This is a genomic window from Streptomyces bauhiniae (genome assembly GCF_004784475.1).
Classification (GTDB): domain Bacteria; phylum Actinomycetota; class Actinomycetes; order Streptomycetales; family Streptomycetaceae; genus Streptomyces; species Streptomyces seoulensis.
The window spans coordinates 1-13,743 of the sequence record NZ_SRRT01000003.1 but is presented as its reverse complement, the minus strand read 5'-3'; the positions used below and the strand labels follow the sequence as shown (position 1 = coordinate 13,743).

General features: G+C 70.1%; 13 protein-coding genes. 7 read left to right on the top strand and 6 right to left on the bottom strand.

Annotated features, from left to right (window positions below; genetic code table 11):
• Positions 1 to 55: 55 nt before the first annotated feature.
• Positions 56 to 1,279, bottom strand: a complete 1,224-nt coding sequence (gene serB, locus E5083_RS10100; protein WP_135785320.1) for a phosphoserine phosphatase SerB — start codon at positions 1,277 to 1,279, stop codon at positions 56 to 58.
• A 249-nt stretch (positions 1,280 to 1,528) separates the two neighbouring features.
• Here serB and E5083_RS10095 point away from each other — a divergent pair, with 249 nt between their 5' ends.
• Positions 1,529 to 4,042 (top strand): ABC transporter ATP-binding protein/permease, encoded by a 2,514-nt coding sequence (locus E5083_RS10095; RefSeq protein ID WP_135785319.1) that lies wholly within the window; start codon positions 1,529 to 1,531, stop codon positions 4,040 to 4,042.
• Positions 4,043 to 4,130: 88 nt separating this feature from the next.
• Here the strand turns inward: E5083_RS10095 and E5083_RS10090 are convergent, their stop codons facing one another.
• Entirely contained in the window at positions 4,131 to 4,877 is a 747-nt protein-coding gene (locus E5083_RS10090; RefSeq protein ID WP_135785318.1) for a transglycosylase SLT domain-containing protein, read from the bottom strand.
• A 435-nt stretch (positions 4,878 to 5,312) separates the two neighbouring features.
• Here E5083_RS10090 and E5083_RS10085 point away from each other — a divergent pair, with 435 nt between their 5' ends.
• Complete coding sequence (locus E5083_RS10085) at positions 5,313 to 6,458, top strand: GAF domain-containing sensor histidine kinase (protein ID WP_135785317.1); 1,146 nt, start codon at positions 5,313 to 5,315, stop codon at positions 6,456 to 6,458.
• Positions 6,451 to 7,092 (top strand): response regulator, encoded by a 642-nt coding sequence (locus E5083_RS10080; protein ID WP_135785316.1) that lies wholly within the window; start codon positions 6,451 to 6,453, stop codon positions 7,090 to 7,092. Before E5083_RS10085 ends, E5083_RS10080 begins: the two co-directional genes overlap by 8 nt.
• 9 nt (positions 7,093 to 7,101) lie before the next feature.
• Here the strand turns inward: E5083_RS10080 and E5083_RS10075 are convergent, their stop codons facing one another.
• Entirely contained in the window at positions 7,102 to 7,884 is a 783-nt protein-coding gene (locus E5083_RS10075; protein WP_135785315.1) for a hypothetical protein, read from the bottom strand.
• A gap of 149 nt (positions 7,885 to 8,033) precedes the next feature.
• Between E5083_RS10075 and E5083_RS10070 the strand changes: the two genes are divergently transcribed.
• The 3 genes from E5083_RS10070 (at position 8,034) to E5083_RS10060 (ending at position 10,416) form a co-directional block, all read left to right on the top strand.
• Positions 8,034 to 8,825 (top strand): ABC transporter ATP-binding protein, encoded by a 792-nt coding sequence (locus E5083_RS10070; protein ID WP_135785314.1) that lies wholly within the window; start codon positions 8,034 to 8,036, stop codon positions 8,823 to 8,825.
• Positions 8,826 to 8,898: 73 nt separating this feature from the next.
• Positions 8,899 to 9,330: an NfeD family protein gene (locus E5083_RS10065; RefSeq protein WP_135785313.1), complete on the top strand. Its 432-nt coding sequence runs from the start codon at positions 8,899 to 8,901 to the stop codon at positions 9,328 to 9,330.
• Positions 9,331 to 9,462: 132 nt separating this feature from the next.
• Complete coding sequence (locus E5083_RS10060; RefSeq protein WP_135785312.1) at positions 9,463 to 10,416, top strand: SPFH domain-containing protein; 954 nt, start codon at positions 9,463 to 9,465, stop codon at positions 10,414 to 10,416.
• Between the two features lie 4 nt (positions 10,417 to 10,420).
• Here E5083_RS10060 and E5083_RS10055 read toward each other — a convergent pair whose 3' ends face one another.
• The 3 genes from E5083_RS10055 to E5083_RS10045 form a co-directional block, all read right to left on the bottom strand.
• A complete protein-coding gene (locus tag E5083_RS10055) occupies positions 10,421 to 10,930 on the bottom strand; it encodes an HNH endonuclease (protein WP_135785311.1) in 510 nt (169 codons plus the stop codon).
• A gap of 144 nt (positions 10,931 to 11,074) precedes the next feature.
• Positions 11,075 to 11,614 (bottom strand): YbhB/YbcL family Raf kinase inhibitor-like protein, encoded by a 540-nt coding sequence (locus E5083_RS10050; protein WP_135785310.1) that lies wholly within the window; start codon positions 11,612 to 11,614, stop codon positions 11,075 to 11,077.
• A 42-nt stretch (positions 11,615 to 11,656) separates the two neighbouring features.
• Positions 11,657 to 12,439 (bottom strand): sporulation protein, encoded by a 783-nt coding sequence (locus tag E5083_RS10045; RefSeq protein ID WP_135785309.1) that lies wholly within the window; start codon positions 12,437 to 12,439, stop codon positions 11,657 to 11,659.
• 101 nt (positions 12,440 to 12,540) lie between these two features.
• On the opposite strand from E5083_RS10045, the gene E5083_RS10040 reads away from it, so the two are divergent.
• Positions 12,541 to 13,182 carry a DNA-3-methyladenine glycosylase gene (locus E5083_RS10040; protein WP_135785308.1) on the top strand — a complete coding sequence of 214 codons (642 nt, stop codon included), beginning with the start codon at positions 12,541 to 12,543 and terminating at the stop codon, positions 13,180 to 13,182.
• Positions 13,183 to 13,743 lie beyond the last annotated feature (561 nt).

The following is a 13,743-nucleotide window of genomic DNA, read 5'->3' as shown; positions in this document are numbered from 1 at the left end:
CCTGCCCGGACATGCGGAAGGGCCCGGAAGGTTCCGGGCCCTTCGTCGCGTCCGCTCAGTCCTCGTCGTGCGTCTGCGCCGCCTCGACCTCTTCCCGGCTGACCCCCAGCAGATAGAGCACGGTGTCCAGGAAGGGGAAGTTCACCGCCGTGTGCGCGGCCTCCCGGACCACCGGCTTGGCGTTGAAGGCCACGCCCAGCCCGGCCGCGTTCAGCATGTCCAGGTCATTGGCGCCGTCACCGATCGCCACCGTCTGCGACAGCGGCACCCCCGCCTCCGCGGCGAACCGGCGCAGCAGCCGCGCCTTGCCCGCCCGGTCCACGACCTCACCGGTGACCCGGCCGGTCAGCTTCCCGTCGGCGATCTCCAGCGTGTTGGCGTGCGCGAAGTCCAGCCCCAGCCGGTCCTGGAGCGCGTCCGTGACCTGCGTGAAGCCACCGGACACCACCCCGACCTGGTAGCCGAGCCGCTTCAGGGTGCGGATCAGCGTCCGCGCGCCCGGCGTCAGCCGGACCTCCTCGCGGACCTTGTCCACCACCGACGCGTCCAGCCCCTTCAGCAGGGCCACCCGCGCGTGCAGCGACTGCTCGAAGTCCAGCTCCCCGCGCATCGCCGCCTCGGTCACCGCGGCGACCTCCGCCTCGCAGCCGGCGTGCGCGGCGAACAGCTCGATGACCTCGTCCTGGATCAGGGTCGAGTCCACGTCCATCACCACGAGCCGCTGCGCCCGCCGGTGCAGGCCCGCCGAGACCACGGCGATGTCGACACCGAATGCCGAGGCGCTCGCGGCCAGCGCGGTGCGCAGGGGTTCCGTCGCCACGCCGGACACCGCGAACTCCACGGCCGTCACGGGGTACTTGGCGAGCCGGAAGATACGGTCGATGTTGCCGCCGGCCCCGGCGATCCGTGCCGCGATGGCCGCCGTCGACTCGGCGGTCAGGGGATGTCCGAGCACCGTCACCAGGGAGCGGCCGACACCGCGCGGGCGGTTGTCGCCGTGCCCCGAGATGATCTCGGCCTGCATCTTCATCGACTCGGCCCAACTGTGCACGGTCGACCGGAGGTCGCCCTCCAGCCCCTCCGCGGGCTGTGTGACCAGCGCGCACAGCACCAGTCGGCCCCGCGTCACGACCTGCTCGATGTCGACCACGTCGACCTGGAAGGCGGCCAGGGTGTCGAACAGCCCGGCCGTGATGCCGGGCCGGTCCTTCCCGAAGACCTTGACGAGAAGAGTGGGGACCTCACCGGTCCGCGAAGCGACGATCTGCGAAGCGCTCATGGTCCCACCACCGTATCCGGCACCCGCGGCCCACCGCCCGACAGGTCCGCCACCCGGACAGCGCCCGCCCCCGTCCCGCTCGCGGTCAAATAGCCCCCTCCGCACCGGTATCCGCCCCTCAACTCCCGTTCCCCCGCCCGCCCGGCTAACAGTTGGGCGGTCCCGCCTGGAATAGTTCCCCACGATGTTCGACATCCCTAGACTCCCCGTGTCGGGGGCAATTCGGGGGACAACTCAGTGGGGCATGGAGTGCCGGAACTCGTACTGGAAACAAACGGACGGACCTGGACGCTGGAGCCGTCCCGGTCCTATGCCCTCGGACGTGATCCGCAGGGCGACATCGTCTTCGACGACGCCAGGGTGTCGTGGCGCCACGCCACGGTCCGTTTCGACGGGCACACCTGGGTCATCGAGGACCACGGCAGCACCAACGGCACGTTCGTGCAGGGCCACCGCGTCGGCCGGACGGAACTGGGCGCCGGCACGGCCGTACACCTGGGCAACGCGACCGACGGGCCGCGGCTGAACCTGACCTCGGCCGACGCGCACCAGGCCGCGCCGTACGCCGCGCAGTCCGCCACCTGGGCCCAGCAGACGCAGGCCGTACCGCAGGCCGCGCAGCCGCAGCAGCCCGCGCACCAGCAGGGCGCCGAGTGGCACAGCGGCCCGCAGCAGGCCCCGGCCTTCCCGCACCAGCAGGGCGGCACCCCCGCCGCGCCGGACCAGCAGGCCCACGGGGACCGCAGCCCGACCACGTTCCACCAGTTCGCCCTCGGCCACGTGATGCGCATCGGCCGTTCGCTGGACAACGACCTCGTCGTCTCCGACCTCCAGGTCTCCCGGCACCACGCCGAGTTCCAGACGACCCCCGAGGGCCGCTTCGAGATCCGGGACCTCGGCTCGCACAACGGCACGTACGTCAACGGCCAGCCCATCGCCAAGGGCGGCACCGCGGTCCTCGGCCCCGATGACATCGTCGGTGTCGGCCACTCCGCCTTCCGCATCGTCGGCGACCGGCTGGAGGAGTTCGTCGACACCGGCGAGGTGTCCTTCTCCGCCCGCCACCTCACCGTCACGGTCGACGGCGGCAAGCAGATCCTGCGGGACGTCTCCTTCGGCGCCCCCGAGAAGTCCCTGATCGCGGTCATCGGCCCGTCCGGCTCCGGCAAGTCCACCCTGCTCAAGGCGCTCACCGGCTACCGCCCCGCCAACGAGGGCGAGGTGCTCTACGACAACCGGAACCTGTACAAGCAGTTCGCCGAGCTGCGCCAGCGCATCGGCCTGGTCCCGCAGGACGACATCCTGCACAAGGAGCTGAGCGTCCGGAAGGCGCTGAAGTACGCGGCCAAGCTGCGCTTCCCCGCCGACACCACGCCCGCCGAGCGCGACGCCCGGATCGACGAGGTGCTGCGCGAGCTGAAGCTCGACATCCACAAGGACAAGAAGGTCACCTCCCTCTCGGGCGGCCAGCGCAAGCGCGTCTCGGTCGCCCTGGAGCTGCTGACCAAGCCCTCGCTGATCTTCCTGGACGAGCCGACCTCGGGCCTCGACCCGGGCATGGACCGCGATGTCATGCAGTTGCTGCGCGGTCTCGCCGACGACGGCCGTACCGTCCTGGTCGTCACCCACTCCGTCGCCGAGCTGGCGCTGTGCGACAAGCTGCTGGTGATGGCGCCGGGCGGCGCGGTGGCCTACTTCGGCCCGCCGGAGGAGGCGCTGAACTTCTTCGGCTACGACACCTGGGCCGACGTCTTCTCCGCCTTCGAGAACTACCGCGACTACGACTGGGCGGGCCGCTGGAAGGGCTCGCAGCACTACCAGATGTACGCCGCCGACCTCGACGCCGTCGCGGCCCAGTCCGTCACCGCGCCCCCGCCGCAGGCGGTCAAGCCGCCCAAGCCGCAGAGCTGGGGCTCCCAGTTGCTCACGCTGGTCCGGCGGTACGTGTCGGTCATCGCCTCCGACAAGGGCTTCCTGGCCCTGACGGTGATCCTGCCGGCCGTGCTCGGCGCGGTCAGCCTGCTGATCGACCACGAGAAGGGGCTGCTGGTCAACCCGCTCAACCCCAGAACCGGCCTGCACGTGCCCAACGGCACGGCGACGACGGTCCTGCTGATCCTCGCGGTCGGCGCCTGCTTCGCGGGCGCGGCGAACTCGGTCCGCGAGCTGATCAAGGAGCGGGTGATCTACGAGAGGGAGCGCGCGACCGGCCTGTCCCGCTCGGCCTACCTGATGTCCAAGGTGGTCGTGCTGGGCGCCGTCACGGTGCTCCAGGGCCTCATGGTGGGCCTGATCGGCTTCGCCAGCCGGGAGATCCCGGAGCGGGGCCTCGTCCTCGGCGGCTCCACGCTCTTCGAGCTGTGCCTGCCGATCATGGCGCTGGGCTTCACATCGATGATGTTCGGCCTGGTCATCTCGTCGCTGGTGCGCACCGCGGAGAAGACCATGCCGCTGCTGGTGATGTTCGCGATCATCCAGGTCGTGTTCACCGGCTGCCTGTTCACGCTGCACGGCACGCCGGGTGTCAACGAGTTCTCGTACCTGATGCCGTCCCGCTGGGCGGTGGCCGCGGCCGGCACCACGCTGGACTTCAACAACATCGCGCCGAACACCGACGACCCGACCAGTACCGACCCGCTGTGGAACCACTCGGCGGCGGCCTGGAGCCTGGACATGGTCGTGCTCATCGCGCTCGGGGTGGCCTGCGGTTTCCTCGTCTCGCGCTTCCTGCGGCGGCACGAGCCCGAGGTCATGCGCAAGTAACGGCGCTCGCGCTCCGAGAGGTCACGTGAAGGGCGGCACCCCGTACGGGTGCCGCCCTTCCGCGTCGTCTCAGAGGTCCGCGCCGACCTCAGTACGCGCTGTTGACGTTGTCGATCGAGCCGTACCGGTGCGCCGCGTAGTTGGCGGCGGCGGTGATGTTGGCGACCGGGTCGTAGATGTCGTTCGAGGTGCCCTTCACGTGGTACGTGGCGAAGGTGGGCGGGATCACCTGGAGCAGACCCTTGGACGGGATGCCGTTGATGGCGTTGATGTCCCAGCCGTTGATGGCGCGGGGGTTGCCGGAGGACTCCCGCATGATGTTCTTGTGCAGGCCGTGGTAGCTGCCCGGGATGCCCTTGGCGTGCATGATGTCGAGCGACTCGCGAATCCAGCCGTCGAGGTTGTTCTTGTAGGTCTTCGCGGCGACCGTCTCCATCTGGGGACGCTTCGCGGACCGGTCGGCGGCCTTCTTGGCGGAGCGCGACTCGGCGGCCTTGCGCTCGGCGGCGGCCTTCTTCGCGGCGTCGGCGGCCTTCTGCTTCGAGGCGGCCTTCTGCTTGGCCTCGATGGCGTCGAGCTTGACCTTGTCGCTCGTCAGCGGGCTGCTGAGCGTGGCGTGCAGGTCACGGGTCTGGGTGGTCTGCTCGGCGGCCACCGGCTTGGCGGCCGGGGTGCCACCGGCCACGGTCGTGGCACCGCCGGGGATGGCGGACAGGGCGATGGCGGCGGCACCGAGGGTGCTGACACCCGCGATGGCGATCTTGTGCTGCTTGTTCAGCGCGGAGAACTTCTCGAGCGGGCGACTGAGACGACGATTCAGGGTGTTCTTGGGCATGGCTTGATGGACCTCTTCGTTAGCGCGGAGGTCGCTCTCGCGTCCGCCGGGGAAATCGGTTCCTCCAGCACGAACGCCGCGGGGTGAACCGCGGCGCTGAGCGACATGAGCAATTCTTAGCGGCCGCAAAATGCCCTGGCAATGATGTGACGTACGAAGCCGGGTAGTGGATCAGGTCTACGTAAAACAGGACAGATCAGCCCATCCGCCCCGTTCATCTAGGGGTGCTCTGTCTCCTATGTCCGTTCGTAAGTGATGTGCGCCCTATGCGCGGGCTCACACCGGTACGGGCCGGATGTCACGCGGGGGTCATCAAGCGCTTCTCTGCGTTAGCAAACTCCCCGGACACCCTGATGTCTGTGCGTGCCCGCCCGCCCGCGCGCGCGTTGTACCTCCTCGTGCGGCCTCCTGGCGCCACGCCGGTACCGTGAGGGCATGCACCCAGGTCCCCGGTCCGGTCTCGCCGCCGTGAGCGCCGCGCTGCTGGCCATGAGCAGGCATCTGGAGGTGCGCGACGTCCTCAAGACGATCGTCGCCTCCGCCCGCGAGCTGCTCGACGCCCAGTACGCGGCCCTCGGCGTCCCGGACGACCACGGGGGCTTCGCCCAGTTCGTCGTGGACGGCGTCAGCGACGCCCAGTGGAAGGCCATCGGCCCGCTGCCCCGCCAGCACGGCATCCTCGCCGCGATGCTCCGCGAGGGCCGCCCGGTCCGCCTCGGCGACGTACGCGAGGACCCCCGCTTCGAGGGCTGGCCGGACGCCCACCCCGAACTCGCCGACTTCCTCGGCCTGCCCGTACGCGACGGCGACGAGATCATCGGCGCCCTGTTCCTCGCCAACAAGAACTGCGCGAGACCGCAAGGAGGTTGCGGCTTCACGGCCGAGGACGAGGACTTGCTCGGCATCCTCGCCCAGCACGCCGCCATCGCCCTCACCAACGCCCGCCTCTACGAACGCAGCCGCGAGCTGACCATCGCCGAGGAACGCTCCCGCCTCGCCCACGAACTCCACGACGCCGTCAGCCAGAAGCTGTTCTCCCTGCGCCTGACCGCCCAGGCCGCCACCGCCCTGGTGGACCGCGACCCCGCCCGCGCCAAGGACGAACTCCACCAGGTCGCCGCCCTCGCCGCCGAAGCCGCCGACGAACTGCGCGCCGCCGTTGTCGAGTTGCGCCCCGCCGCGCTGGACGAGGACGGCCTGCTCGCCACCCTGCGCACCCAGATCCAGGTCCTCGACCGCGCCCACACCGCCCGCGTCACCTTCAGCGGCCACGGCCTGCGCGCCCTGCCCGCCGCCCAGGAGGAGGCCCTGCTGCGCGTCGCCCAGGAAGCCCTGCACAACGCCCTGCGCCACTCCGGCGCCGACAACGTCCACGTCGACGTGGCACGACGCGGCCGGGGAGCCGTCCTCCGCGTCACCGACGACGGCCACGGCTTCGACCCCACCGCCGTCCGCCGGGCCGGCCGCCACCTCGGCCTCGTCTCCATGCGGGACCGGGCCGACGGCGCGGGCGGCACGCTCACCGTGGAATCGGCGCCCGGCAAGGGCACCGCGATCGAGATGGAGGTCCCCGGTGGCTGAGCCGATCAGGGTGCTGCTCGTCGACGACCACCAGGTCGTCCGCCGTGGGCTGCGCACCTTCCTGGAGGTCCAGGACGACATCGAGGTGGTCGGCGAGGCCGCCGACGGCGCCGAGGGGGTCGCCCGCGCCGAGGAACTGCGGCCCGCCGTGATCCTGATGGACGTCCTCATGCCGGGCACCGACGGCATCGACGCCCTGCGCAGACTCCGCGAGCTGGGCAACCCCGCCCGTGTACTGATCGTCACCAGCTTCACCGAGCGCCGTACCGTCGTCCCCGCCCTGCGCGCGGGCGCCGCCGGGTATGTCTACAAGGACGTCGACCCCGACGCGCTCGCCGCCGCCATCCGCTCCGTGCACGCCGGGCACATCCTGCTCCAGCCCGAGGTCGCCGACGCCCTCCTCACCCAGGAAGAGGCCAACTCGGGCCAGGGCAGGGGCGGTTCACTCACCGAACGGGAACGCGAGGTGCTCGGCCTCATCGCCGACGGCCGCTCCAACCGGGAGATAGCCCGCGCCCTGGTCCTCTCCGAGAAGACCGTCAAGACGCACGTCTCCAACATCCTGATGAAACTCGACCTCGCCGACCGCACCCAGGCCGCCCTGTGGGCCGTACGGCACGGCATGACCGACTGAACCGGGCCGTCAGCGCCGCTCCCGCTCCTCCACCACCGCGTTGTACGCCGCCACCCGCGCCCGCCGCGCCGTCCGCTCCACCGGGCGCAGCGCCTCGGCGCGGGCCCCCATCTCCGAGGCGCTCACCGCCCCGCCGTGCCCCCGCTCCCCGGCCAGCGAGACCAGCAGCCCCACCCGCCCCGCCAGCTCCAACACCCGTGCCGCACGCGGCGGATACCCCGGCGCCAGCACCTCCCCGTCCCGCTCGGCGCGCGCCCGGTACGCGTCGATCGCCGCCGCGGCCACCGGCCCCGACCCGGCCACGTCCAGCCGGGACAGCACCTCGGTGGCCTCCCGCAGCGCCTCCGCCAGCTCCCGCTCCGCCTCGCCGAGCGAGGGCACGTCGGCCGGCGGCGCCTCCCGCACCGGGAGCACGTGCCACACCACCTCCACGTGCACATCGCCCGCCGGACCCGCCTCGGAGACCTCCGGCACCAGCCCGAAGGCGGCCCCCGTACACACCACCGCCTCCCCGGCGGCCAGCGCCCGCGCGTTGAAGTCCGGCGGACCGCTCAGCCCCAGCGGATGCCCCGGCGCGGGCAGCGCCACCCGCAGCCCGCTCACCCCGAGCGCCCGCAGCCGGCCCAGCGCCAACGTGAGACCCACCACCCCGTTCTCACCCGGCAGCCCGGCCACCCGGTGCACCGCGTCGTCACCGACAGCGGCCAGTACGGCGTCATCCGGCGAGACAAGTCCGGCCAAGAGGGCATTTCCCCAAGCGGCGAGGCGTCCTGAACGCGGTTCCGTGAGCATGCCCCCACCCTAAGGACCGGACCGATGGAATGGAGCGGGGCACTCGTGGCGTAGATTTCATATGGGCTGCGCCCATCGGCGCGGCGACCCAGCCACAGGCGTACGCGACAGCCGGGACCGGCCGCAGATCAAGGGGAGACAACGCGCTCATGAGCGATGTTCTGGAGCTTCAGGACGTATCCGTGGTCCGTGAGGGCCGGGCTCTGGTGGACCAGGTCTCCTGGTCGGTCAAGGAGGGCGAGCGCTGGGTCATCCTCGGCCCCAACGGCGCCGGCAAGACCACCCTCCTGAACGTCGCCTCCAGCTACCTCTTCCCCACCAAGGGCACCGCCACCATCCTCGGCGACACCCTCGGCAAGGTCGATGTCTTCGACCTGCGCCCCCGCATCGGCATGGCCGGCATCGCCATGGCGGAGAAGCTCTCCAAGCGCCAGACCGTCCTGCAGACCGTCCTCACCGCCGCCTACGGCATGACCGCCGGCTGGCAGGAGGAGTACGAGGACGTCGACGAGCAGCGCGCCCGCGCCTTCCTCGACCGCCTCGGCATGAGCGACTTCCTCGACCGCCGCTTCGGCACCCTCTCCGAGGGCGAGCGCAAGCGCACCCTGATCGCCCGCGCCCTGATGACCGACCCCGAGCTGCTGCTCCTGGACGAGCCCGCCGCCGGACTCGACCTCGGCGGCCGCGAGGACCTCGTCCGCCGCCTCGGCCGGCTCGCCCGCGACCCCATCGCCCCCTCCATGATCATGGTCACCCACCATGTCGAGGAGATCGCCCCCGGCTTCACCCACGTCCTCATGATCCGCCAGGGCAAGGTGCTCGCCGCCGGACCCATCGAGCTGGAACTGACCTCCCGCAACCTCTCCCGCTGCTTCGGCCTCCCGCTCGTCGTCGAGCAGGCCGGCGAGCGCTGGACCGCGCGCGGCCTTCCGCTGGGCTGACCCGCCTCTTTCGGCCACCACCGGTCCGTCCGCGCCCTGTCGGCGGCCCGGCCCCCGGACCTACCATGACCGGGTGAACGCCATAGACGCATGGGTGTGGTGGCTCGTCGTCGCCGTGGCCCTCGGGATTCCGCTCGTCGTCACCGCCATGCCCGAGTTCGGCATGCTCGCCGTCGGAGCCGTGGTCGCCGCGGGCGCGGCCGGACTCGGCTTCGGCATCGTCGTCCAGGTCCTCGCCTTCGTGATCGTCTCCGTCGCGCTCATCGCGGTGGTCCGCCCCATCGCGGCCCGCCACAGCAGCCGGCGCCCCCATCTGCCCACCGGCATCGACGCGTTGAAGGGCAGACAGGCCGTCGTCACCGAACGGGTCGACGGCACCGGCGGACGCGTCAAGCTCGCCGGGGAGATCTGGTCCGCCCGCGCCCTCGACACCGGCCGTGCCTACGACGTCGGCCAGGAGGTGGACGTCGTCGACATCGACGGAGCCACCGCGCTCGTCATCTGACCTCGCACGACTCAACTGAACCGAACAGCACACGACTTGCCGGACGGTCTGTCAGACTCGACCGGCAAGATCTTTCACAGGCCACGACATCCGCCGCGCGCACCGAAGCGGAGAGGGGATACGGGGAACACGATGGAACCGGTCATCATCGTCCTGGTCATTCTGGTGGTGTTGGTCTTCATCGCCCTGATCAAGACCATCCAGGTCATCCCACAGGCCAGCGCCGCCATCGTCGAGCGCTTCGGCCGCTACACGCGCACCCTGAACGCGGGCCTGAACATCGTCGTCCCGTTCATCGACACCATCCGCAACCGCATCGACCTGCGCGAACAGGTCGTACCGTTCCCGCCCCAGCCGGTGATCACCCAGGACAACCTGGTGGTCAACATCGACACCGTCATCTACTACCAGGTCACCGACGCCCGAGCCGCCACCTACGAGGTCGCCAGCTACATCCAGGCGATCGAGCAGCTCACCGTCACCACGCTGCGCAACATCATCGGCGGCATGGACCTGGAGCGGACCCTGACCTCCCGCGAGGAGATCAACGCGGCCCTGCGCGGCGTCCTCGACGAGGCCACCGGCAAGTGGGGCATCCGCGTCAACCGCGTCGAGCTGAAGGCCATCGAGCCGCCCACCTCCATCCAGGACTCGATGGAGAAGCAGATGCGCGCCGACCGCGACAAGCGCGCCGCCATCCTCACCGCCGAGGGCACCCGGCAGGCCGCCATCCTCACCGCCGAGGGCGAGAAGCAGTCCCAGATCCTGCGCGCCGAGGGTGAGGCCAAGGCCGCCGCCCTCCGCGCCGAGGGCGAGGCCCAGGCCGTACGCACCGTCTTCGAGGCCATCCACGCGGGCGACCCGGACCAGAAGCTGCTCTCCTACCAGTACCTCCAGATGCTCCCGAAGATCGCCGAGGGCGACGCCAACAAGCTCTGGATCGTCCCCAGCGAGATCGGCGACGCCCTCAAGGGCCTCTCCGGCGCCATGGGCAACTTCGGCAACTTCGGCGGGGGCGGCGGCGCGGTGCCCCAGCAGAACAAGGGCACGGGCACCGACCGCCGCGAGAAGCCGTCGATCGACTGACCGGTCACGCCGCGGCGGGCGGCGCCAGCCACTCAGGCAGCGCCGCGAAGTCGTCCGAGCCCAGCGCCAGCAGCATCGCGTCCGCCGGAGTCGGCTCGAACGGCTGCCGCAGCAACGGCATCCCCGCCTGCTGCGGCGTCCGGTCCGCCTTGCGGTGATTGTCCTCCGCGCAGGACGCCACCGTGTTCAGCCAGGAGTCCGCACCCCCCTGCGCCCGCGGCACCACATGGTCCACCGTGGTCGCCGCCCGCCCGCAGTACGCGCAGCGGTGCCGGTCCCGCACCAGCACACCCCGCCGCGACCATGGCGCTTGTCTTCGGAACGGCACCCTTACGTATCTGCACAGCCGGATCACCCTCGGCGCCGGCATGTCCACCGCCGTACCGCGCATCCGCAGCCCGGTGTGCGCCTGCTCCACCACCGCCTTGTCCTGGAGCACCAGCACGACGGCGCGGTTCACCGTCACCGTCGACAGCGGCTCGAAACTCGCGTTCAGGACCAACGTGCCACGCATCCCGCCCACCTCCCGTGCGCCTGTCCGCACCCCCGGCGGACCTGGATCAACTCTGGACGGACGCAACGAGATGGACAACGAAATAAAAAGCGCCCGCCCCTGATCAATTCCAAGACCAGGGGCGGGCAAACACCGAAGGGGCACTCAGCCCTGAGCGGGAACCTCGTACTCCCCGATGAGCTGGGCACGGGCCAGCGCGTGGAAACGCAGATTGAAGCCGACGACCGCCGGAGTGGCGTCCGCGTCGATCCCCAGCTTCTCCTCGTCCACCGCGTACACCGTGAAGACATACCGGTGCGGACCGTCGCCGGGCGGCGGGGCCGCGCCGACGAAGCCGGGCGCCCCGTAGTCGTTGCGCACCTGGACCGCGCCCTTGGGCAGCTCCGCGAAGTCACCGCTGCCCGCGCCCGCCGGCAGCTCGGTCACCGAGACCGGGATGTCGAAGACCACCCAGTGCCAGAAACCGCTGCCGGTCGGCGCGTCCGGGTCGAAGCAGGTCACGGCGAAGCTCTTGGTCTCCGCCGGGAAGCCGGACCAGCTCAGCTCCGGAGAGGTGTTCCCCTCCGACTGCACCTGGGCGTCCTTCAGCGTCCCGCCCTCGGTGAGGTCCGCGCTCGTCACCGTGAACGACGGCACGGGCGGATGGAAGTCATGGGGGAGCGGCCGCCGCTTGTGCTCGGTCACGTCGATACCTCCTGCTGATCGTTCCGTTCGTGACTTCCGAGCCTAGAACCAGTTCCGCTTGCTTCCGACCTCGGACAGCCACTGGTTGAGGTAACCGGCCCAGTCGGTGGTGTGGAAGTCGTGCAGGCCCACCTGGAAGGAGCGGAAGGTGTCCGAGCCCTCGCTGAACAGACCCGGCTTCTTGTCCATCTCCAGCACGACGTCCATCGCGTTCTCGTCGGCCACGAAGCTGACCTCGACCTGGTTCAGACCCCGGTACTGCGCCGGCGGGTAGAACTCGATCTCCTGATAGAAGGGGAGCCGCTGCCGGGTGCCCCGGATGTGGCCGCGCTCCATGTCGGCGTTCTTGAAGCGGAAGCCGAGCTGGATGAAGGCGTCCAGCAGCGCCTTCTGCGCCGGCAGCGGGTGCACACGGATCGGGTCCAGGTCGGAGGAGTCCACCGCGCGCGCGATCTGCAGCTCGGTCGTCACCCCGATGTGCATCCCGCGCAGCTCCTGCCCGTCGATCACCGTGACAGGGGTCTCCCAGGGGATCTCCAGCCCGAACGGCACCGCGTGCACCGCCCCGGCCTGCAGCTCGAAGGCACCGCCGAGCCGCACCTTGGAGAACTCGACGTCCTGCTTGTACTCCTGGTCGCCGCTCTCCACCTCGACCCGCGCCTGGAGGCCCACCGACAGACCCTCGATGTTCTGGTTGACCGAGCCGCCCTGAATCCGGACCTCACCCTGGACAACGCCACCGGGCACCACGTTGACCTCGGTCAGCACCGTCTCCACGGAGGCGCCCCCGGCCCCCAGGCTCGCGAGCAGCTTCTTGAACGCCATTGACTCTCCCTTTACGTATGGACCCTCGACCCGTACAAACGCGAGCCGGCCGCGACCGGTTCCGCCGGGACCACGACGCGGCTGCATTACCCTCGGAGGGCATGATCACGCCCCCGGACCGTACGCCACTGCCACGGGACTTCTTCGACCGTCCCGTGCTGGAGGTCGCCCCCGACCTCCTCGGCCGCCTCATCATCCGCACGACCCCCGACGGTCCGATAGCCCTCCGCCTCACCGAGGTCGAGGCGTACGACGGCCCGAACGACCCCGGCTCGCACGCCTACCGGGGCCGCACCCCGCGCAACGACGTGATGTTCGGCCCGCCCGGCCATGTGTACGTCTACTTCACCTACGGCATGTGGCACTGCATGAACCTCGTCTGCGGCCCCGAGGGCACCGCGAGCGGTGTGCTGCTCCGCGCCGGCGAGATCGTCGAGGGCGCCGAGCTGACCCGCGAGCGCCGGCTTTCGGCCCGCAACGACAAGGAACTGGCCAAGGGCCCGGCCCGCCTGGCGACCGCCCTGGACGTCGACCGCTCCCTCGACGGCACCGACGCCTGCACCACGGGGGAGACCCCGATCCGCGCCCTCACGGGCACGCCGGTCCCGCCCGAGCAGGTACGCAGCGGCCCGCGCACCGGAGTGGCCGGCGACGGCGGAGTCCACCCCTGGCGCTTCTGGGTCGCGGACGACCCCACCGTGAGCCCCTACCGGGCCCACGTCCCGAGACGCAGGTCACGTTGACTCGTCCCCGCCGGGTGCGTAATGTAGCCCGAGTCGCTTGAACCGGGTACGGCATTCGCCTGCAGCCGGAAGCGGCCACCCACTACCTACGACTTCCCCTGGCGGGGATGATTTCGGCGTGCCCGCATGTCCGAATTCAACTCCGCGAGACTCGATTATGAGTAACAGCGGAGATCGGCTAACGTAGTGAATGTCGAAAGGCCGGACGGCGAAAGCCGAAAAGCCCAAAGGCAATCCCACTCCGACTGGGAATCAGACGCCGAAAGGATCTGATAGAGTCGGAAACACCGAAGGGAAGCCCGGAGGAAAGCCCGAGAGGGTGAGTACAAAGGAAGCGACCGTTCCTTGAGAACTCAACAGCGTGCTAAAAGTCAACGCCAGATATGTTGATAACCCCGTTACCGGTCATCACGACCGGGACGAGGTTCCTTTGAAAAAACACAGCGAGGACGCTGTGAACCATCGGACTATTCCTCCGATGGTTCCGCTCTCGTGTGTGTCGTCCCGATTACGGGAAAACATTCACGGAGAGTTTGATCCTGGCTCAGGACGAACGCTGGC